At 55.9% G+C, this 19,270-nt stretch carries 19 protein-coding genes and 1 other RNA gene; 12 read left to right on the top strand and 8 right to left on the bottom strand.

Features of this window, described 5'->3' with window-relative positions; all coding sequences use genetic code 11:
- Positions 1–3: 3 nt before the first annotated feature.
- Complete coding sequence (rpiA, locus tag ACT3RU_RS00100) at positions 4–675, bottom strand: ribose-5-phosphate isomerase RpiA (protein ID WP_192526743.1); 672 nt, start codon at positions 673–675, stop codon at positions 4–6.
- 181 nt (positions 676–856) lie between these two features.
- On the opposite strand from rpiA, the gene ilvA reads away from it, so the two are divergent.
- The gene (gene ilvA / locus ACT3RU_RS00095; protein WP_172118926.1) at positions 857–2,371 is read left to right on the top strand and encodes a threonine ammonia-lyase, biosynthetic; all 1,515 of its coding nucleotides are present in this window, start codon (positions 857–859) and stop codon (positions 2,369–2,371) included.
- A 390-nt stretch (positions 2,372–2,761) separates the two neighbouring features.
- Here the strand turns inward: ilvA and ACT3RU_RS00090 are convergent, their stop codons facing one another.
- The 3 genes from ACT3RU_RS00090 to ACT3RU_RS00080 form a co-directional block, all read right to left on the bottom strand.
- Positions 2,762–3,388: a 5-formyltetrahydrofolate cyclo-ligase gene (locus ACT3RU_RS00090; protein ID WP_192526742.1), complete on the bottom strand. Its 627-nt coding sequence runs from the start codon at positions 3,386–3,388 to the stop codon at positions 2,762–2,764.
- A gap of 6 nt (positions 3,389–3,394) precedes the next feature.
- Positions 3,395–3,578: non-coding RNA, 6S RNA (ssrS, locus tag ACT3RU_RS00085), on the bottom strand.
- Positions 3,579–3,631: 53 nt separating this feature from the next.
- Positions 3,632–3,931, bottom strand: a complete 300-nt coding sequence (locus ACT3RU_RS00080) for a cell division protein ZapA (RefSeq protein WP_192526741.1) — start codon at positions 3,929–3,931, stop codon at positions 3,632–3,634.
- Positions 3,932–4,092: 161 nt separating this feature from the next.
- On the opposite strand from ACT3RU_RS00080, the gene ACT3RU_RS00075 reads away from it, so the two are divergent.
- The 4 genes from ACT3RU_RS00075 (at position 4,093) to ACT3RU_RS00060 (ending at position 8,696) form a co-directional block, all read left to right on the top strand.
- Positions 4,093–4,671 carry a UPF0149 family protein gene (locus ACT3RU_RS00075; RefSeq protein ID WP_087106933.1) on the top strand — a complete coding sequence of 193 codons (579 nt, stop codon included), beginning with the start codon at positions 4,093–4,095 and terminating at the stop codon, positions 4,669–4,671.
- Between the two features lie 15 nt (positions 4,672–4,686).
- Positions 4,687–6,024, top strand: coding sequence for a Xaa-Pro aminopeptidase (gene pepP / locus ACT3RU_RS00070; RefSeq protein ID WP_192526740.1), 1,338 nt, complete (start codon positions 4,687–4,689; stop codon positions 6,022–6,024).
- A gap of 89 nt (positions 6,025–6,113) precedes the next feature.
- Positions 6,114–7,343, top strand: coding sequence for a 2-octaprenyl-6-methoxyphenyl hydroxylase (gene ubiH, locus ACT3RU_RS00065; protein WP_192526739.1), 1,230 nt, complete (start codon positions 6,114–6,116; stop codon positions 7,341–7,343).
- A gap of 99 nt (positions 7,344–7,442) precedes the next feature.
- Positions 7,443–8,696 carry a UbiH/UbiF/VisC/COQ6 family ubiquinone biosynthesis hydroxylase gene (locus ACT3RU_RS00060; protein ID WP_192526738.1) on the top strand — a complete coding sequence of 418 codons (1,254 nt, stop codon included), beginning with the start codon at positions 7,443–7,445 and terminating at the stop codon, positions 8,694–8,696.
- Here ACT3RU_RS00060 and ACT3RU_RS00055 read toward each other — a convergent pair.
- The 3 genes from ACT3RU_RS00055 to gpmI all read right to left on the bottom strand — a co-directional run bounded on the left by ACT3RU_RS00055 (position 8,693) and on the right by gpmI (position 12,838).
- Positions 8,693–9,994 carry a S41 family peptidase gene (locus ACT3RU_RS00055; protein ID WP_087106924.1) on the bottom strand — a complete coding sequence of 434 codons (1,302 nt, stop codon included), beginning with the start codon at positions 9,992–9,994 and terminating at the stop codon, positions 8,693–8,695. The genes ACT3RU_RS00060 and ACT3RU_RS00055 overlap by 4 nt on opposite strands.
- Before the next feature lie 124 nt (positions 9,995–10,118).
- On the bottom strand, positions 10,119–11,255 hold the full coding sequence (locus tag ACT3RU_RS00050) for a murein hydrolase activator EnvC family protein (protein WP_087107067.1): 1,137 nt from the start codon (positions 11,253–11,255) through the stop codon (positions 10,119–10,121).
- A gap of 20 nt (positions 11,256–11,275) precedes the next feature.
- A complete protein-coding gene (gene gpmI, locus ACT3RU_RS00045; protein WP_192526737.1) occupies positions 11,276–12,838 on the bottom strand; it encodes a 2,3-bisphosphoglycerate-independent phosphoglycerate mutase in 1,563 nt (520 codons plus the stop codon).
- A 285-nt stretch (positions 12,839–13,123) separates the two neighbouring features.
- Between gpmI and ACT3RU_RS00040 the strand changes: the two genes are divergently transcribed.
- The 7 genes from ACT3RU_RS00040 (at position 13,124) to ruvX (ending at position 17,879) form a co-directional block, all read left to right on the top strand.
- Positions 13,124–13,546, top strand: coding sequence for a rhodanese-like domain-containing protein (locus ACT3RU_RS00040; protein WP_172118918.1), 423 nt, complete (start codon positions 13,124–13,126; stop codon positions 13,544–13,546).
- A 50-nt stretch (positions 13,547–13,596) separates the two neighbouring features.
- On the top strand, positions 13,597–14,109 hold the full coding sequence (secB, locus tag ACT3RU_RS00035; protein ID WP_192526736.1) for a protein-export chaperone SecB: 513 nt from the start codon (positions 13,597–13,599) through the stop codon (positions 14,107–14,109).
- A 2-nt stretch (positions 14,110–14,111) separates the two neighbouring features.
- On the top strand, positions 14,112–14,867 hold the full coding sequence (locus tag ACT3RU_RS00030; RefSeq protein WP_192526735.1) for a 16S rRNA (uracil(1498)-N(3))-methyltransferase: 756 nt from the start codon (positions 14,112–14,114) through the stop codon (positions 14,865–14,867).
- A 204-nt stretch (positions 14,868–15,071) separates the two neighbouring features.
- Positions 15,072–15,764 (top strand): CvfB family protein, encoded by a 693-nt coding sequence (locus tag ACT3RU_RS00025; protein WP_192526734.1) that lies wholly within the window; start codon positions 15,072–15,074, stop codon positions 15,762–15,764.
- Between the two features lie 75 nt (positions 15,765–15,839).
- Positions 15,840–16,802 carry a glutathione synthase gene (gene gshB, locus ACT3RU_RS00020; protein WP_192526733.1) on the top strand — a complete coding sequence of 321 codons (963 nt, stop codon included), beginning with the start codon at positions 15,840–15,842 and terminating at the stop codon, positions 16,800–16,802.
- 64 nt (positions 16,803–16,866) lie between these two features.
- A complete protein-coding gene (locus ACT3RU_RS00015) occupies positions 16,867–17,424 on the top strand; it encodes a YqgE/AlgH family protein (protein WP_192526732.1) in 558 nt (185 codons plus the stop codon).
- A complete protein-coding gene (ruvX, locus tag ACT3RU_RS00010) occupies positions 17,424–17,879 on the top strand; it encodes a Holliday junction resolvase RuvX (protein WP_087106910.1) in 456 nt (151 codons plus the stop codon). Before ACT3RU_RS00015 ends, ruvX begins: the two co-directional genes overlap by 1 nt.
- 15 nt (positions 17,880–17,894) lie before the next feature.
- Here ruvX and pyrB read toward each other — a convergent pair whose 3' ends face one another.
- Positions 17,895–18,920, bottom strand: coding sequence for an aspartate carbamoyltransferase (gene pyrB / locus ACT3RU_RS00005; protein ID WP_192526918.1), 1,026 nt, complete (start codon positions 18,918–18,920; stop codon positions 17,895–17,897).
- Positions 18,921–19,270: the final 350 nt, after the last annotated feature.

The following is a 19,270-nucleotide window of genomic DNA, read 5'->3' as shown; positions in this document are numbered from 1 at the left end:
CCCTTAACGCACGATACGCTCAACACCACCTGCTTTACCCAGCAGCAATACATCGGCCCCGCGCGCGGCAAACAAGCCATTGGTCACAACGCCGACAATGGCGTTAATGCGCGCTTCCATGGCAACCGGGTCTTCAATCATAAAATCAAAACAGTCGATAATATGATTGCCGTTATCCGTGACGACGCCCTGACGGTAGACCGGGTCGACACCCAGTTTCACCAGCTCACGGGCCACGTAAGAGCGTGCCATGGGAATGACTTCCACTGGCAAAGGGAAATCGCCCAGCGTTGCCACGTACTTTGAACCATCGGCGATGCAGATAAAACGCTCGGCACAGGCCGCCACGATTTTCTCGCGAGTAAGTGCGGCACCGCCTCCTTTAATCATGTGTAAGTGAGCATTTACTTCGTCGGCGCCGTCGATGTAGAAGGGGACGGTGCCTACGCTGTTGAGTTCAAACACTTCAATGCCCAGGCCTTCCAAACGCTTGGCACTGGCTTCTGAGCTTGCCACCGCGCCTTTAAAACGGTCGCGAAACGGCCCTAATCGATCAATGAACAAATTAGCCGTTGAGCCAGTGCCAATGCCCAGTACGGTGTCCTTTTCCAATCCTGATTCAATCTCTTTAATTGCCGCATCTGTGACGGCGGCTTTGAGTTCATCTTGAGTCATGTGTTTTTCCAGGTCAGAGGAGGAGGGTTATTGCGTTAGTATACCGACCAAAGCGCTGGCTGCCGATGGAAACACAGTAGACGTCAGTAGGCGTAATCTGCTACCAATACAGGCTTTGTTAGTGTTTTAACCCCTCGCCGTAACGCGTACTCTCACTCACGATTTTCCATTGGATACCTGCATGCTTGAAGCTACCGTCAAAAAGATTCTCCAGGCCAACGTTTACGAAGCCGCTTGTGAGACCCCGATCTCCCCCGCTCCCTTTTTGTCGCGTCGCTTTAACAACCAGATTCTGATTAAGCGTGAGGACCTACAGCCGGTGTTCTCGTTCAAGATTCGTGGCGCCTATAACAAAATGGCTCAGCTCACCGAGGCGCAAAAGGAAAAAGGCGTCATTGCGGCGTCTGCGGGTAATCATGCACAAGGTCTTGCCATGGCGGCAAAACTGATGGGCGTGAAAGCGGTGATTGTGATGCCGCGTATTACGCCGGAAATCAAGGTCCAGGCGGTACGTGCTCGAGGGGCAAAAGTCGTGCTGAAAGGCGATGCGTTTGCCGCTGCTGCCGAGCATGCTCACGAGTTGATCAAAGAGCACGGCTACACCTATATTCCGCCATTTGATGACATTGATGTGATTGCAGGCCAGGGCACGATAGGTGTCGAGATTCTGCGTCAGCACAGCGGGCGTCTGGACGCTATTTTTGTGCCTGTCGGCGGCGGCGGATTGATTGCAGGCGTGGCGGCGTACGTGAAGTACTTGCGTCCTGATATCAAGATTATTGGTGTAGAGGCGGAAGACAGCGCCTGTCTAAAAGCCGCTTTGGCGGCGGGCGAGCGCGTCGTGCTCGACCAGGTCGGTGTATTTGCCGAAGGTGTCGCGGTTGCTCAAATTGGCGAGGCACCGTTCTCGCTGGTGAAGGACCTGGTTGATGATGTCATTACGGTGAATACCGATGAGATGTGTGCCGCCGTCAAGGACATCTTTGACGATACCCGTGCCGTTGCTGAAACTTCCGGAGCGCTGTCGCTTGCCGGCTTGAAAAAATATGTACAGCAAACCGGCGCTGAGGGAGAAACGCTGTTATGTATTAACTCCGGCGCTAATACCAACTTTGATCGACTACAGCATATTGCCGAGCGTACCGAGCTTGGCGAACAGCGCGAAGCTATTTTAGCGGTGACCATTGATGAAAAACCCGGCAGCTTTAAAAAGTTTTGCCGGGCGCTGGGTAAGCGCATGGTGACCGAATTCAGCTACCGCTATGCGGACGAAAGCGACGCGCATATTTTTGTAGGGATTCAAGTAAAGCCGGGCGGTGAAGATCGTCAGGCCGTGATCGCCAAGCTGCGCGATGGTGGTTATCAGGTGGAAGATTTAACCGATAACGAACTGGCCAAGCTGCATATTCGCCATCTAAGCGGTGGCCGGCCCAGCGAGCGCTTTGAAGAAGAAGTGTACCGCTTCGAGTTCCCTGAACGCCCGGGGGCACTGATGAATTTCCTGACTCAACTGCCCCATGATTGGAATATTTCACTGTTCCATTATCGTAATCACGGTGCGGCTTATGGTCGCGTCCTGGTGGGTATGCAGGTTCCCGGCAGTGACCAAACTCATGTGGCAGATTATCTGGATGCGATTGGCTATCGTTACTGGCGTGAAAGCGACAACCCGGCTTACCAGCTGTTCATGGCCTAGGGTGTTTTGCTAGGTGGGTAAGTGCTCGCTAACTGCAAAATTCAGGGCCAATAAGGGCTCATGAGTTATCAAAATGTCTAAATAAGCAAAAAAACAGCCTGTTTTGTCGTTGTCATTGATGCCCTTATGGCCCTATAGTCGTCAACGATATTTATGTGGTGCGTCGCCCTTTCTAAAACGCAGGTGGGTGATGCATTAATGCATTGGCGAAAGGCGTTGGAGAATCGGCATGCGGCGGAAAAAGCCTGATATGGTAATGGCATTAACAGTAGTGTTCTTGTTAGGCGTACTCGCCACTGGCTATGCACAGGCGTTATCGGGAAGTTAAACGTAACGCTTAAGGCATCGCAGCCATTTGCCAAAAGGTAGTGTGAGCTGACTTTACGAGAGTCAGCTCTTTTTTTTGCCAGCACGCACGATACTCTCGTCGCTAACCACGGCGGTTAGCGGCACATCCCAGGGTTCAACTGGCAGCGATTCGACACGCTGACAGGCGTGGGCAACGCCAATTAAGGCAGGCGCCGGGCCTTGCCTGCGCATAAACGCAAGACTGCGGTCGTAGAAGCCGCCCCCCATTCCCATGCGGTTCGCCTCGGCATCAAACCCTACCAGCGGCACAATGAGCGTATCCAGCGCCCAAGCGGGCAACCGATTGTGGCGGTGAGCGCCAAACCGGGTATCCGGTTCAAGAATCCCAAAGCGGTTTTTTACCATGGGCGTCGTCGCGTGGTAGTTAACGAACCACAGTGAGTTATCGCTTAGCGGGCGCAGAACCGGGAGATAAACGTCGACATTACGCTGGCGGAGCCAGGGTAGTAAAAGCGTAGGGTCGATTTCACCGTTAACCGGTAAATAGAGGCTGATGCGCTTGGCGCGCTGAATTTCAGGCAACCGTTTGAGCTGTTGGCAAAGGCGTAGAGCGGCTTGGCGCTGCTCATGTTTTGAAAGGGCGAGGCGTTGTCGGCGTAACGCAAGGCGCAGGGTGCGCTTGGCCTCAGGATGATGCAGGCTTTCCATAAATAAGAGTTCCCCAGAGTGCCGCTGTCATTCTGGCCCTGAACCTACTGGTTCAGAGTGGGTGGCCGCAGCCAAACCGTCAGGCTTTCCGACGCACGGACATGCACACGGGTCTGGCTAGCAATTGGCCCCCTGGGTACTGCGCATAGGCTCGAGGGACTATAACGACTGGCGTACACCCCAGAGAACCCCGCTATTCTAACAGAGCCCGCGGCCATGCCAAAGTATTGAGTGAAAGGTTGGCTAAGGCTGGCGGGTTTTTTCCAACGCCCGCTCAAGACGGTCATTTAGCTTGTTCAAGTTGGCTTCGCTTTCCCGGTGCTCATCCAGCGCTTCAAGCAGTTCATGAGTGATATTAAGCGCCGCGATCAACGTGACACGCTCACTGCCCAGGGTGCCGCTTTGCGCTTGGATACCGTTCATGGCGCGGTCCAGATAGCGAGCGGCACGATCAAGCTTGGCTTCTTCCCCGGTATCGCAGGCAATGACATAGCTGCGCCCGAGAAGGGTAATTTCTTTCGTTGGCCGCTTGGCGTTACTCATTTAAAGCTCCAGCGCGGGCCAGCGAGGGGCCCAATGCGTTAACATCATGGCATAGGAAAACAGTCGTCGCTCACTATAAGAGAGGCGCTTGTACGGGGTCAACGCGCAAGTGTCCAGGGCGCATTAACGTATGAATCATTATTACACAGCGAGTTATTACTATGTCATTGATTGATGAGCGCCAGGACTTTTCTGACGTAGCCGATGTTTTTTTGCTGCATGGAAGTATGCAGTCACCGGCCTTTTTAGACGGACGTTTAAGCGCCCTTTTAGCGCTGCGCGATGTAAGTGCCGAGGCATGGCTTGAAGAGGTCTGCATAAGCCTGGGCGTTGAGCAACCGCGTGACCAGCCCAGTGCAGAACGCCTGCTGGGTTGGCGGCGCCAAACGCTGGAGGCGCTCAGCGCCAGCGACTTGAACTATGCGCCGCTACTCCCCGATGAGCTGTTCTCGCTGGGCGAGCAAGCCCAGGGGCTAAAAGAGTGGACGCTGGGCTTTATGGAAGTCGTCGAGGAAGTGGTGGATGGCGAGCTTCGTGAGCGCTGGTCACAAACGCTGAGTGAGGCGATTGACGATTTGGCAGGCATTGGCCACATCGAAACAGATATTGACGACAGCCCTGAAAATGAGAATGACCTGTTTGCTCTGACGGAGCACGTGCGGATGGCAGCCATGCTGCTGTATACCGAGCAGCACCCGGGCAAGCCCCAGGTTGAGCAAGCCGACGCGCCCGTTCACTAATTCTTCGGAGGTTGTATGTTGCCTGAGTTACTTCCCCGGCCGCCTGCGATTGGCAACGAAGAGTATCGCGCTCGCCGTGACGCCTTGATCGCGCAGTTGCCCGCAAACGCCGCTGTCGTGCTGCCTGGTGCTTCGCTGGTTACCCGTTCACACGACAGTGAGTACACGTTTCGTCAAAACAGTGATTTTTACTATCTGACCGGAATCACTGAGCCTGATGCGCTGCTGGTGCTGCTTCCCGGTCATGACGCCGGACAGAGCATTGTGTTTTGCCAGGACCGCGACCCAACGGTGGAGGCCTGGACAGGCCGCCGTTTGGGCGCCCGGGGCGTTGAAGCGGAGCATGGCATCGACCAGGCGTTTGAAAATGCTGACCGCGAGGCACAGCTGCCAGCGCTACTGGAGGGCCGCGAACTGCTTTACGTGCCCCTGGATAATCCCGACGCGCTGGGTATTGCCGAAGAGGCTTTCTCCTTCGCCCAAGTGGGGCTGCGCCGTGGGCGGGCCCCGCTCAAAGGCTGGCTGGATGTCAGCGCGCTGATTCATGCGATGCGGCTAATAAAAAGTGAGGCCGAGATTGCCCTGCTGCGCCATGCCGCGGCGATTTCAGCGCAGGCCCATGTGCGTGCCATGCAGGCATCGCGCCCCGGGCTTTACGAGTATCAGCTGCAGGCCGAGCTTGAACATGAGTTTGTTTGGCAGGGCGGCAGCGGGCCTGCTTACAGTACGATAGTGGGCGGCGGTGCGAACGCATGCGTATTACACTATATCGAGAATCGTGCAGCGCTAACCAACGATAGCCTGGTGTTAATTGATGCCGGGGCCGAGTTTGAACTCTACGCTGGCGATATTACCCGTACCTTTCCGGTAAATGGCCGGTTTAGCGAGGCTCAGCGGGCCCTTTATCAAGTCGTACTGAGCGCCCAGGAGCGCGCAGTCGCCGCGATAAAACCCGGGGCGACGCTCGTTGATGTTCACCAGAACGTCGTTGAGGATTTAACGGCTGGGTTGATTGCGTTGGGGTTACTTGAAGGCGATGTTCAAGCCCGAATTGATGATGAAAGCTACCGGCGTTTTTACCTGCACTCTACGTCCCACTGGCTGGGGCTGGATGTCCACGATGTTGGTAGCTACCGGCTGGATGAAAAGACGCCACGACCTTTAGTCGCGGGCATGGTGTTAACCATTGAGCCAGGACTCTACATTCCCGACGCAGAGGATGTTCCGCCTGCGTATCGTGGAATCGGTATCAGGATTGAGGATAACGTCGTAGTGACCGACGAAGGGTATGAAAACCTGACGGCGGGAGTACCTAAAGGCATGGCTGACATTGAAGCGCTAATGGTTAAATAATAAGCGCACATTGATTGCCTGAATGTCTATTATGTAATTTACGTTACGCCATTACGATATGGCGGTGCGCCAGGTGACAGGAGATGCTAATGCCGTCGTTGACGGATACGCCAGTAAAGACGACCACACACGATATCGTGATTGTGGGGGGCGGATTAGTGGGCGCCAGCCTGGGCTGTGCACTGGCCCCGCTTATCAAGCGTTATGGTTGGAAAGTCGCCATTATCGAAGCGACGCCGATGAATGAAGCGCCGCTTGAAGAGAGTTGGCAGCCGAGCTTTGATGCGCGTGCAAGCGCCATTGCTGAAGGCTCAGCGCAGCGTTTTCAACAGTTGGGCATTTGGGATGCGATGCAGGGCGAAGCAACGCCTATTCGGTATATTCATATCAGTGAGCGTGGCCGCTTGGGAGCGACGCGGCTCAGTGCTCAGGAATTAGGCGTCGATGCGCTAGGCCATGTTATCCCCAATGCCTGGATGGGCCGTGTCCTTCACCACCATCTTAAAACGCTGCCGGTCGATTGGTACTGCCCGGCCAAGGTAGAAAAGCTTGTCCCAGAAGGTGGCGGGCACTATCTGCGCCTTTCTGACGGCAGCGAGCTGCGCGCCGCCTTAACCGTGCTGGCCGATGGAGGGCGTTCGGGGCTTAAAGAGCAGTTGGGTATCAACAGTCGCCATAATTCCTACGAGCAGACAGCGCTCATTACCCATGTGGGCATCAGCCAACCACACGAGGGTATTGCCTATGAGCGCTTCACTCAGGAGGGGCCGGTTGCCTTGTTGCCTTTGCCAGGCCAGGCAATGGAGCTGATATGGACACACCCCAGCGGTCAGGAACATGCGCGAATGGCGCTCCCGGACCGTGAGTTTCTTGCCCAGTTACAGAGCGCCTTTGGTGACCGGGTGGGACGTTTCACTCGCGTAGGAAAACGCTACAGCTACCCGCTTTCGTTGGTAACAGCAGAAGAGCCGGTTCGTCCGGGGCTGGCGGTCCTGGGAAATGCAGCTCATGCGCTGCACCCTGTTGCCGGTCAAGGCTTTAACCTGGCGTTACGCGGTATTATGGACCTCGTTGAAGCGCTTGAGCAGGGCGAACAGACCGGGCTGCCACTGGGTGATATGACGACGCTGCAGGCCTTTGAGCAGAAGCGTGCGCGTGATCGCCGCAATGTCATTCGCTTTAGCGACGGGTTGGTGCGCCTGTTCGGACACTCGTTACCGCTTCTGCCTCACGCTCGGGCAGCCGGGCTTATCGGCCTTAACCTTGTAGGGCCGTTGCGACGCAGCCTGGCGCGCCGCGCGATGGGGCTGGAGCGTTAGGCATGCCTCGCTGTTTAAGATTAAAGATGCCAAACGCTTAGCCAGCTATTTGGCTCAACAGGAACAAAGCTCTAAGAGCTGGGCTCGGATAGGAGCGTTATGGATACGCACGCGACAGACACTGCACCGACAGAAAATTTTGACGTTATTGTCGTGGGCGCAGGCATGGTGGGAACAGCGCTAACAGCCTTGCTGGCACAAGCCGGTATGCGTGTGGCACTGGTGGAAGCGCGACATGAACCCCAGTGCTGGAAAGCCGTTAACAAGACGCTTCCCACGCCCCGGGTCAGTGCATTAACGCCAGTATCTCAGCGCCTGTTAACCCATCTGGACGTTTGGCCCGCCATGGCCGAATGTCGCGTAACGCCGTATCGCTATATGCAGGTATGGGATGCGGAAGGCAGTGGTGAAATCAAATTTTCGGCCGATGAAGCCGGGGTGCCCGTACTGGGGCATATAGTAGAGAATGCGATTACTCAGGCGGCGCTCAACGATGCGGTACTGGATCATCCCAGAGTAGAGTGTTTTTTTGGTTGCCGGGTTCAGGCGCTACAAACCTCAGCGACAGGCCGTTGGTTAGTGCTGGACGATGCGCGCAAGCTGCATGCACCGCTGCTGGTAGCGGCAGATGGTGCGCGTTCAACCCTGCGGGAGCTGGCCGACATAGAGATCACCAGCGACGATATGGGCCAAGAGGCTGTGGTCACTACCGTCAAGTGTGCTCATGTACACGGCAGCACCGCGCGGCAAGCGTTTACCCAGAGCGGCCCGCTGGCCTTCTTGCCGATCACGCTAGAGGACGATGCACGCTACTGCTCGATTGTTTGGTCGACCACGCCCGAGCACGCGTTGGCGCTCAGCCATTTTACGCCTGACGAGTTAGGGAAAGCGCTGGGCGAGGCATTCGGTTATCGCCTGGGCGAGGTGGAGGTGTGTGATCGTGCGTATCGTTTCCCGCTGGTACAGCGTCATGCAAGGCAGTATGTATTGCCGCACTTCGCGCTGATCGGCGACGCGGCGCACAGCATTCATCCATTGGCAGGGCAGGGCGTTAACCTCGGTTTGATGGATGCCGCGGTATTGGCTGAAGAAGTGGTTAGCGCCTGGAAGCGCGGCGCCCCGTGGGGTGAGTTAACCACATTGAAACGCTATGAGCGCAGGCGGCGCTTGGATAACAGTGCCATGTTAGGGCTGATGAAAGGGTTCAGGGAGCTGTTTGGTACCCAAATGCCGCTCTTTACACTGGCCCGCAATCTCGGCATGAGCGGTATGAACCAGCTAAGCCCTGTTAAACGCAGCGTTATGCGGCAGGCCACCGGAGAGCGGGGGCGCTTGCCGCATAGCTGCCGCTAACGGCGGCGGTCGACCACATTAAGCGCTTTGAGAAGATTGAGCGCTTCGCTCATTTGGTAGTCATCACGTAGCCGCTCGGTCGCGGACGAACGTGTCTGAGTGGCGGGCTGCTGTGCATCCAGGTGGCCGCCCAGGTCCGCCTCGCGAAGCTCCGGGCGGCTTTCGGCGACTTCCAGACGGCCCCGCACTACTTCTACATCGGGCGCGATGCCCTGCGCCTGAATGGAGCGTCCGTTTGGCGTGTAGTAAAGCGCGGTGGTGAGTTTCAAACCTTCACCATTACCCAGCGGCATGACCTGCTGAACGGAACCCTTCCCGAAACTGTCTGTGCCCATAATGACGCCGCGGCGTTGGTCTTGAAGCGCACCCGCCACAATTTCTGCGGCCGAAGCGCTGCCGCTGTTAATCAATACGACCAGTGGAATATCACTGGCGGGCGTGGCGGGTGAGGCTGAAAATGACATGGCGGTATCGGAAAGCCGGCCTTCGGTATACACAATCAGGCCGTTATCCAGAAACAGGTCTGCCACACCGGCCGCCGCTTGGAGTACACCGCCGGGATTATTGCGCAGGTCAAGAATCAGCCCTTCCAGCGGCTGTTCGCGCGTCATGCGCTCTATTGCCTGGCGTGCCTGTTCTGGCGTACGCGACTGAAACTGACTAATTCGCAGGTAGCCATAGCCGGGCTCAAGAAGCTCATGTTTAACGCTTTCGCTGCGGATGGCCTCACGGGTAAGGTTGAACTCACGCGGGGCGTCCTCACCCGTGCGTAGAATCATCATACGCAACTGGCTGCCTGGTTCGCCGCGCATTAGCGTAACGGCTTCTTGAAGTGACATGCTTTCAGTCGGCGTGCCATCAATGGCAACGATGACATCCCGAGGAAGCAGGCCAGCCCGTGAGGCGGGCGTATCATCAATCGGGGTGATCACCAGTAGTTGGCCGTTTTCCATGCCGACTTCTATACCAATGCCGCCAAACTCTCCTTGAGTGGTTTCTCTCAGGCTTTGATACTCTTCCGCATCAAGGTAGGCGGAGTGAGGGTCGAGTTCGCTGAGCATACCGCGCATGGCGTTACGCAGCAGCGTGCGGTCATCGACCTCTTCAACGTAGCCACGCTTGATGCGCTCAAACACCTCGGCAAAGGTCTGGATCTCTTCAAGAGGTAATTCATCGCCGGTTGCCTGGCTGGCGGGCTGAGCAAACAGCGGTAGCGGTGCCGACAATAGCGCAACAGGAAGCAGAGTCACCAGAAGGCGCTTGGCAGAGGCCGGTACTTCGTTAACAAATAGCGTCATGCAGACTCCGCAAGGCGTTAGGCAGCGTTTAAAACTGCCCCAAGTTGACATTACAGTTCTGTCTGAAAAGTGTCTGCGTTCGGCAACGTTTCAGACAGAACCTGATACGGTTCAGCTTATCCCGTCAGCGGCGCGCAATCCAACGCTGTGGGTTAATTGGTTTGCCACTCTGACGTACTTCAAAGTAGAGCGCATTATTCGATTGTCCACCACTGTCGCCTACGCGGCCAATTTCGTCGCCACGGCTGACCTGCTGGCCAGGGCGTACGCTAAACTGCTGCAAGTGAGCGTAGAGCGTCATGATCTGGTCGCCATGGTCAATAATCAGCAGGTTGCCGAAGCCACGCATCCAGTCGGCAAACACCACCCGGCCGGTGTGCACAGCGTTTACCTGCGTACCAGCGCTTGCCTGGATGACGATACCGTTATAGTGAACGCCATCACGACGATTAAATGTTGTGGTGATGGCACCTTGCACGGGCCACGGCAAATCCCCTTGAGTACGGGTAATCTGAGTGCTGGGCGTGGGGGCATCCAGGCGTGCTAGTTCCTCCTGAATTTCACGCAGCTTACGCTCGGCCTGCTCCCGGTTATCGTTAAGATCCGCTAGGCGATCAGCTTCGCTACCATAGCGATCATCCAGCGTGGCCACGACGTTGCGCCGGTTGGTGGTGCGCTCAGCAAGCCGCACCCGCTGCGCATCCAGTTCGGTGGCGACACTTGCCAGGCGTGTTTGGCGCTCGTTAAGGGCCTGCTCCGTATCGGCAAGCGCGGTATCCAGCCGGGCAATCTCGGCAAGACGTTCGTTGCGTGCTTGAGTAAAGCGGTTCAGGTAAGCCTGCATACGATCAAGCTCTGCCGGGTCGCCCTGGTTCAGCAGTAGCTTGAGCTGTGGCGTCGGCCCTAGCCGGTAAAGCGCCGCGAGTTGCTGGCTGAGGGCGGCGTACTGGCTGGCTTGCTCGTCCTCCAGGCGGTCGCGATGCTGGCGCAGCTGGTTCATTTCATCATCCAACTGGCGCCGCTCGGCCTGTAAGGCATCCAGGCGCTGGTGAGTGTCGGCCAGCTCCGTTTCAACCTCGCGTAGTTCATGTTCGGCGCTGTCCCGTGCTTCTCCTGTTGTACTCAGCCGCTGCGTAAGCGACTCAATTTCCTGGCCAAGCGCATCTAACTGCTGGCGTGTTGCCTGCTCATCCGACTGGGCCAAACCCGCCGGTGAGTACACAATGACCAGTAGCGCACCAAGTACTAACGCGGTTCGCACAGGACGCCGCAACGGTATGATCAAGTGAAATCAATCAGCGGGTTCCCGGTCATGGCCTCGGGAACGGGTTGATTCATCATGGCCAAGAGTGTGGGTGCCAGGTCGCACAGGCGGCCATCGCTTAATGTGCCGGCTCGCTCACCCACGTAAACCAGCGGTACCACAAAGGTGGTGTGGGCCGTTTGGGGGGCGCCTGTGACCGGATGCACCATCTGCTCGGCATTACCGTGGTCGGCGGTTACCAGGCAAGCACCGTCAGCGCGCTCAATCGCTTCAATAACGCGGCCAACGCAGATATCGACCGTTTCAATGGCTTTTACCGCCGCGTTAAAGTCGCCGGTATGGCCCACCATATCGCCGTTGGCATAGTTACATACGATGAAGTCAAAGCGGCCGCTGTCGATAGCCTCAACGAGGTTGTCGGTGATCTCGTAAGCGCTCATCTCGGGTTTTTCGTCGTAGGTCTTCACGTCCCGAGGGGAGGGCACCAGAATGCGCTCTTCGCCCTCATACTCGGCTTCGTTGCCACCCGAGAAGAAAAAGGTAACGTGGGGGTACTTCTCTGTTTCGGCAATACGCAGCTGCGTCAAACCGCGCTTGGCGACGACCTCGCCCAGGGTGTCATTGAGATCAAATGGCGGAAACGCGGCCGGTGCAGGAATGTCCGCTGCGTACTGGGTCAACATGACCAAGCCCTTGCCCGCCAGCGATGGGCAGGCCCTGCGCGAAAAGCCGCTGAAGTCAGGCTCTACAAATGCGCGGGTAAGTTCGCGCGCGCGGTCAGAGCGGAAGTTAAGAAACAGGGCGGCGTCACCGTCTTGCAAGGTAACGCACTTGTCGTTGAGCAATACGCAGCTTGGCAGTACAAATTCGTCGGTTTCGCCGCGCTCATAGGCGTCGCGCAGCGCGGTTTCGGCGCTGGTGGCATAGATGTCAGCCTGGCCCTCGGTCAGCAGATGGTAGGCTTTTTCTACCCGCTCCCAGCGGTTATCACGGTCCATGGCGTAAAAGCGGCCAATAATGGAGGCAACAAAACCATTTTCAGCGCCTACCAGCTCAGCCAGGCGGGCATTAGCACGTTCGATAGAAGCCAGCGCGCTTTGAGGCGGCATGTCTCGGCCATCCAGGAACGCATGAATAAAGATACGTTGCGCGCCGCGGCGAGCCGCTAGTTCGGCCATCGCGATGAAATGATCTTCATGGCTATGTACGCCACCAGGCGAGAGCAAGCCCAGCAGATGAACGGCGCGGCCATTGGCCACGGCATCATCAATCGGCTGTGTCAGGTTTTCGTTAACATCCAGATCGCCCTCTTTAATGGCTTTGGTGATCCGTGTGAAGTCCTGATAAACGATGCGTCCGGCACCCAGATTCATATGGCCCACTTCTGAGTTGCCCATTTGCCCATCGGGCAGGCCTACGTGGTGGCCGTCAGTATGCACAAACGCGTGTGGTCGATTCGCCCAAAGCGCATCCATCACAGGCGTGTTGGCCGATGCTACCGCGTTATTGGCGCTATCGGGATTGTGTCCATAACCGTCAAGAATGATTAGCGCGACGGGACGCGGAGTAGACGTAGCCATAAGAACCTCGTTCGGTTGAGTAATCCAAGCGGCGTAAAACAGTCAGCAATGAAAGCGCTGTTTGAAAGTAAAGAGGTTTAAAAAGGTGAGTCAACTCACGTTATTTTCAAACAACACCTTGTGATCAGGGTCGCGACTGATGCACGCTTGGGGCATCATAACGTAGGCGACCGCCGGGCGTCATGAGCAAGGCCTGCGCGGGGTGCCCTGTGACGTGTATACTTATCGCGTTTTGACGGCGGCGTTGCCGCTTTTTTCTGCATAGACCAAGAGATTGTGTTCGCGATGATCGATCAGCTGTTCGAATTCGTACAGAACCACCCCCTGCTCGTTGGGGCGTTTTTGCTGGTGCTAGTAGCGTGGCTTATTTATGAAACGCGTAGTGCTTCAACCAATGCGGTGACCTCAACTCAGGCCACCCAGCTCATCAACCGAGAAGATGCGGTTGTGCTGGACATTCGTGAAAGCAAAGACTTCAAAGCCGGGCATATTGCTGGCGCACGTAACATTCCCCATAACAAGCTTGATAACCGTATGAACGAGCTGGATAAAGTGAAAAACCAGCCGATCATTGTCGTATGCAAGCATGGGCAAAGTGCAGGCGCGGTTCAAACCAAGCTTGCCAAGGCAGGTTTCGAGCGTGTGACTAAATTGAAAGGTGGCATGGCGCAGTGGCAGGCCGATAGCCTCCCCGTCGTTAAGAAGTAAGCGCTGTCACCTTTATACTATTCATTCAATGAACAATGAGGAGTTTCCCCATGGCGGAAGATAACAACACCCCGCAGGCTGATGCAGCAGCGTCAGGCGATAAGCCCCAGCTGAAGTTCTCTTTGCAGCGTATTTATGTAAAAGATATCTCCTTTGAAGCGCCTAACTCACCGTCTGTTTTCAAGCAGGCGTTTAAGCCGAAGGTGAATCTGGATCTTAATACCACCAGCACTAAAATCGCTGATGATCAGTATGAAGTGGTTGTAAAAGTCACCGCTCAGGTAAACGATTCCGAAACCGGCACCACCTCGTTTCTTGCAGAGGTTGAACAAGCGGGTTTATTCCGTATTTCGGGCATCGAAGGCGCTCAGCTGGAGCAGACACTGGGTGCGTTCTGCCCCAACCTGCTGTTCCCTTACGCGCGTGAGTGTGTCGATAACCTGGTCAACCGTGGTGGCTTCCCGCCGCTGATGTTGGCACCGGTGAACTTCGAAGCCATGTACGCCCAGCGCAAGCAGCGCGAAGCGCAACAGGAAAGCCAAGCCGAAGTAAGTACACACTAAGTATGCACGCTGCTGACTGGTATGCCTTGCATGGCAAAATGCCTCGCCTCCACGTACCGGCTGTTTTTGCAGTAGGTCAGGAGATAGTGCTGCCGGAAGGCCCGGCGCGCCATGTCACCCGCGTGCTACGCATGGGTGAAGGCGCGCCTTTGGTGCTGTTCGATGGCCAGGGCAATGAAGCGGGCGTCCGCTTGGCCGACGTAGGGCGTAAGCATACGACGGCGGTTATCGACGCCGTTTGGGCCGGTGAGGGGGAATCGCCCTTTGCCGTTCACCTTGGCCAGGCGATCTCCAAAGGCGACCGGATGGATTATGCGATCCAGAAGGCGGTTGAATTAGGCGTCGCTGCTATCACGCCACTGTATACAGAGCGTGGTGATGTACGTTTAAAAGGTGACCGTGAAGCCAAAAAGCTGGCCCATTGGCAGGCTGTTGCGGCAAGCGCCTGCGAACAAAGTGGCCGGGCGGTAGTGCCGACCGTGCACTCGCCGCTAAGCCTTGTTGAGTGGCTAAGTGCCCGCCAGGAGCCGCTTCGCCTGATGCTGCACTTGGCAACAGGCAATGCATTTGATCAGCCGGAACGCCCTGAGGCCGCCGCACTTTTAATTGGCCCTGAAGGTGGCTTAACGGAGACGGATATTGCAGCCGCTCAGGCAGCTGACTTTACGCCATTAACGCTAGGGCCACGCGTTCTGCGTACGGAAACAGCCCCGGTGGTTGCCTTGACCCTTCTACAGCACTACTTTGGTGATTTGTAAGCGCTTACTAATATCTTCATTGATCCCCTTCCTCAATGGCCTGCTTTTTAGCGTTAGCATTCGCTATAGGCTTCACAAGTGTGAATGAGTAGCCATTAGCCCGCCATGCGTTAAGCAGCGGCCATCACTACGTAGCGGGCCAGCTGCTTTGCTCGGTGATCCTCAGGCGCCATACTATAGACTCACTTTTTAAGGACGGCACCCATGGTCCGTGAATCAACGACTCCTCCTCGCGCTACAAGCGACGCCTCTGCCCGGTTAGGTGAAGTGGCGTATTTAACTGTTGTGACCGTTAATAACACGGGCGCGTTTTTGCGTTGGGGGCAGCCCAAAGACGTTCTCTTGCCGTACAGCGAGCAAATCTTCCGGCCTGACCCTGGCAAGCGGGTGCTGGTCATGCTGTATGAAGATGATCAGGGGCGTCCTGTGGCCTCCATGCGCCTTGATCGCTTTTTAACCGATGATGCCTGGGCGCTTGAAAAGGGTAATGAGGTGAGCGTCGTGGTCGCTGACCGCACCGACCTCGGTATGAAAGTAGCGGTTGATCACCGCTATTGGGGACTAATCTATCAGGATGATATTTCTCAGCCGCTGCGCCGCGGGCAGACGCTAAAAGGCTACGTCAAGCAGCGCCGTGAGGATGGCCGGCTGGATATTTCTCTGCTGCCGCCAGGCTCGGCGCGATTAGACGTCGTCGGCGATAAAATACTGAAAGCACTGCGTGAAAGCGGCGGCTATCTACCGCTGGGCGATAAAAGTGACGCCCATGCGATTAAGGCGCGCTTAGGGGTAAGTAAAAGTGCGTTTAAACAAGCCATTGGGCGGCTTTATAAGCAGCAACTGATTACGCTGGCACCTGATGCGATACGGCTGGTGCCGGGCGCGCTTGCCCCGTAACGGCGCCAATGGTTGGAGCCTGACGGGCAGTACGGCATACTGCCTACCTATTGTTTAAGTATGGATTGTGCCCCGATGAGTCAATCAAATCTGCATCTCGGCGTCGTGATGGACCCCATCAGCGACATCGCTTACAAGAAAGATACCACCATAGCCATGCTGTGGGCGGCCCAGGAACGCGGCTATACTCTGCATTATATGGAGCAGGAAGATCTTTTCTTACAGGCGGGGCAAGCCTACGCACGAATGCGACCACTAACCGTGCATCGCGATCCTAACCATTGGTATGACTTGGGTGAAGCGGCTGCCCGGCCACTGGCTGAGCTTGATGTGGTATTAATGAGAAAAGACCCGCCGGTGGATGCTGACTTCACCAATGCGGTCCACCTCTTGGGCTTTGCTGAGCGTGAAGGCGTGCTCATTGTTAATCCAACCTCAGCGCTTTTACAGTGTAATGAGAAGTTGTTTGCCCAGCAGTTTCCTCAGTGCTGTACGCCCACCATGGTGGCCAGCCGTGATGATGTGCTGCGGGCCTTTCATGCCGAGCATGGTGATGTGATTTTCAAACCGCTGGACGGGATGGGGGGCACCGGTATTTTTCATATCGGCCCTGATGGCCGCAATATTGGCGCGGTCATTGAGCAGCTAACGCTGCGTGGTCAGCGCCAGATTATGGTTCAGCGCTACCTGCCTGAAATTAAAGACGGCGACACGCGTATCCTGCTGGTGGACGGTGAGCCGGTGCCCTTTGGGCTGGCGCGCATCCCATCGGCAGGTGAAACGCGCGGTAACCTGGCAGCCGGTGGCCGTGGTGTCGCACGTGATCTCACTGAGCGTGATTACTGGTTGATTGAGCAAGTACAGCCAATGATTCGTGAAAAAGGCCTGATGTTTGTAGGGCTGGACGTGATTGGCGACTACATCACTGAAATTAACGTTACCAGCCCCACCTGTGTGCGTGAAATTGATGACCAGCGCGGCACGAATATCGCGGGCCTGTTGTTGGATGCCATCGAACGCCGCTTGAGCGCTGCTTGATACGCCTGATCCACACTTGATGATAGAAGGTCTGCTGGCTATGTCAGCAGATCGTAGGAGACGCATGCAAAGTTTGAAACACCATTTTTTAATGGCGATGCCCCATCTGGATGATCCTGACTTTGTGGGCAGCCTGATCTACCTCTGTGATCATGACCATAATGGCTGCATGGGGGTTATCACCAACCGCCCGTTGGATATTACGCTGGATGCACTGTTTGATCAGTTGGAGCTGGGGGGGGGAGACAGCCCCCACCGCAATGCTCCGGTCTATTACGGTGGCCCTACACACAAGGATCGCGGCTTTATCCTCCATCTTGGTGACAGCCAAGAGTGGGACTCCAGCGTTCAGGTAGAGGAAGGCGTGGCACTGACAACCTCTATGGACATTCTGCAGGCGCTAGCCAATGGTGAAGGCCCTGAGCACTTTCTGATTTGCCTGGGCTGTTCAGGCTGGGAAGTCGGTCAGCTTGAAGATGAACTAAAGGACAATAGCTGGCTGACGGTTGAGGGGCAGACGGAAGTGCTGTTCAACACGCCACCTACTGAGCGCTTAACGGCTGCTGCAGGATTGTTAGGGGTGGATCTAAACCTGATGACTCGTGATGCAGGGCACGCGTAATGGCAGAGGTTGGCCAACGCTTAATTCTTGCCTTTGATTATGGTACGCGGCGCATTGGGGTAGCCGTGGGCAATGAGCTTTTAAAAAGCGCCCGCGAGCTTTCCCCACTTACTGCACGTGATGGTATCCCCGACTGGAATAAAGTAGAGCAGCTGCTGAAAGAGTGGCAGCCGGACCTGTTGGTCGTTGGCTTGCCGCTCAATATGGATGACAGCGAATCGGACATGAGTAAGCGTGCCCGCAAGTTTGGCAACCGTTTACACGGGCGCTACGGCAAACCCTGCGTGATGGTAGACGAACGTGGCTCTACCCGCGAAGCCAAGCTGATTGCCCGTGAAGCTGGGCACCGAGGCAACTACCGCGAAGAGAGCGTTGATGGCATTGCGGCGGTGTTGATTTTGGAAGGCTGGTTTGCCCATCAGGAAGGTCTTCCCGATGGGCGGTCTGCTCTCTAGCGTATATAAGTGGCTTTAGCGATCCAGCGTTCCGGTCTGGCTGGGAACAAACCAGCGCACCGAGCGAAGGTCTTTCTCAATCAGAGAATCGACGTGCAGCAGCGTGGCAAAGATGGCCATCCGCATGGCGATGCCGTTATCTGTCTGGCGAAAGATCGCCAAGCGCGGGTCGCCGTTAAGATCCACGTTCAAATCATTCGCGCCGGGGCGGCTATCGCGGGGCAGCGGGTGCATAACAATGGTGGATTCACTGCAGCGTTGATCCAGAAACACCTTGTTGACTATAAAGTCATCCGAGATGCCCTGGAAATTCTCGTTCATTTCTTCGGTAAAGCGCTCTTTCTGAATTCGCGTGGTGTACACAACATCCAGATCACTGAAGTCAGTGGCTAAATGATCGCGTACTTCTACCTGATGCCCGCGTGATGTGACCAGGTCAATCAGTGCAGTAGGCATTTCAAGTCCGGGCGGCGATACTAGTGTGATACGTAACGGATCGTATAAAGAAAGCAGCTTGATCAGAGAGTGCACCGTACGCCCATACTTGAGGTCGCCGGTCAGTAGAATATGTGCTCCGCCAAACGATTTGCCTAACCGCTGAAACTCCTTATCGATCGTATAAATATCCAATAGCGCTTGGCTTGGGTGTTCGCCAGGGCCATCGCCGCCGTTAATCACCGGCACATGGGTCGCTGCCGCAAACTCGGCAACAGAGCCTTGGTCCGGGTGGCGCATGACAATCGCATCGCAGTAGCCACTCATTACCCGACTGGTATCGTAAAGCGACTCGCCTTTGGCCATGGATGAGAAAGTAAAGCCTGTGGTATCACATACGCTGCCGCCCAACCGACAAAACGCCGTATGAAAACTTACCCGGGTACGCGTACTGGCTTCGAAAAACAGGTTGCCCAAGACAGCGCCCTCAAGAACGCGCGTAACCTGACGGCGCTGGGCAATTGGCTCCATTTGGGCCGCAACGCGTAGAAGGTGGTTAACGCTGTCGCGGTTTAAAGAGTCAACGGATAGCAGATGGGGGCTCATCATGGACCTCATATTAGAAGTAGAAGGCGAAGTGGGTAGATGAAGTGGCTGCGTGTAGTGTAACCGCCAATACGTGGTTCGCCGAAGTGCTTTCACGGCCTGATTAAAGGGGGAACTGAAGTTTTTCAGACATATTTCACAAAGCCCCTTGCCAAACGTCCGGCGAATCCGTAAAGTACGCATCCGCTGCCGGGGACGCCCAGCGTTACCAGCGGTGAGTGAAGGTGAAAACCTTCGGTTTGTCAGGAGGTTAGCGAAGTTTTAATCGCTTGCTTCGCCCGCTAAAAACAGCGGTTGACAAACAACAGGAAATGCGTAGAATACGCCTTCCTCGCTGAGGCAGGCGGCTC

Source organism: Halomonas sp. TP35, from assembly GCF_052375975.1.
GTDB lineage: Bacteria > Pseudomonadota > Gammaproteobacteria > Pseudomonadales > Halomonadaceae > Vreelandella > Vreelandella citrativorans.
This window is presented reverse-complemented; position numbering and strand designations above follow the sequence as displayed.

What these genes read in the sequence shown, in the direction of transcription:
- ACT3RU_RS00025 (WP_192526734.1), top strand. Translation starts at nt 15,072, where the DNA reads ATGGTCCGTGAATCAACGACTCCTCCTCGCGCTACAAGCGACGCCTCT.
- pepP (WP_192526740.1), top strand. Translation starts at nt 4,687, where the DNA reads ATGTTGCCTGAGTTACTTCCCCGGCCGCCTGCGATTGGCAACGAAGAG.
- ilvA (WP_172118926.1), top strand. Translation starts at nt 857, where the DNA reads ATGCTTGAAGCTACCGTCAAAAAGATTCTCCAGGCCAACGTTTACGAA.
- ACT3RU_RS00040 (WP_172118918.1), top strand. Translation starts at nt 13,124, where the DNA reads ATGATCGATCAGCTGTTCGAATTCGTACAGAACCACCCCCTGCTCGTT.
- ACT3RU_RS00080 (WP_192526741.1), bottom strand. Translation starts at nt 3,931, where the DNA reads ATGAGTAACGCCAAGCGGCCAACGAAAGAAATTACCCTTCTCGGGCGC.
- secB (WP_192526736.1), top strand. Translation starts at nt 13,597, where the DNA reads ATGGCGGAAGATAACAACACCCCGCAGGCTGATGCAGCAGCGTCAGGC.
- ACT3RU_RS00030 (WP_192526735.1), top strand. Translation starts at nt 14,112, where the DNA reads ATGCACGCTGCTGACTGGTATGCCTTGCATGGCAAAATGCCTCGCCTC.
- ACT3RU_RS00055 (WP_087106924.1), bottom strand. Translation starts at nt 9,994, where the DNA reads ATGACGCTATTTGTTAACGAAGTACCGGCCTCTGCCAAGCGCCTTCTG.
- ACT3RU_RS00075 (WP_087106933.1), top strand. Translation starts at nt 4,093, where the DNA reads ATGTCATTGATTGATGAGCGCCAGGACTTTTCTGACGTAGCCGATGTT.
- ACT3RU_RS00060 (WP_192526738.1), top strand. Translation starts at nt 7,443, where the DNA reads ATGGATACGCACGCGACAGACACTGCACCGACAGAAAATTTTGACGTT.
- ruvX (WP_087106910.1), top strand. Translation starts at nt 17,424, where the DNA reads ATGGCAGAGGTTGGCCAACGCTTAATTCTTGCCTTTGATTATGGTACG.
- ACT3RU_RS00090 (WP_192526742.1), bottom strand. Translation starts at nt 3,388, where the DNA reads ATGGAAAGCCTGCATCATCCTGAGGCCAAGCGCACCCTGCGCCTTGCG.
- rpiA (WP_192526743.1), bottom strand. Translation starts at nt 675, where the DNA reads ATGACTCAAGATGAACTCAAAGCCGCCGTCACAGATGCGGCAATTAAA.
- pyrB (WP_192526918.1), bottom strand. Translation starts at nt 18,920, where the DNA reads ATGAGCCCCCATCTGCTATCCGTTGACTCTTTAAACCGCGACAGCGTT.
- gshB (WP_192526733.1), top strand. Translation starts at nt 15,840, where the DNA reads ATGAGTCAATCAAATCTGCATCTCGGCGTCGTGATGGACCCCATCAGC.
- ubiH (WP_192526739.1), top strand. Translation starts at nt 6,114, where the DNA reads ATGCCGTCGTTGACGGATACGCCAGTAAAGACGACCACACACGATATC.
- gpmI (WP_192526737.1), bottom strand. Translation starts at nt 12,838, where the DNA reads ATGGCTACGTCTACTCCGCGTCCCGTCGCGCTAATCATTCTTGACGGT.
- ACT3RU_RS00015 (WP_192526732.1), top strand. Translation starts at nt 16,867, where the DNA reads ATGCAAAGTTTGAAACACCATTTTTTAATGGCGATGCCCCATCTGGAT.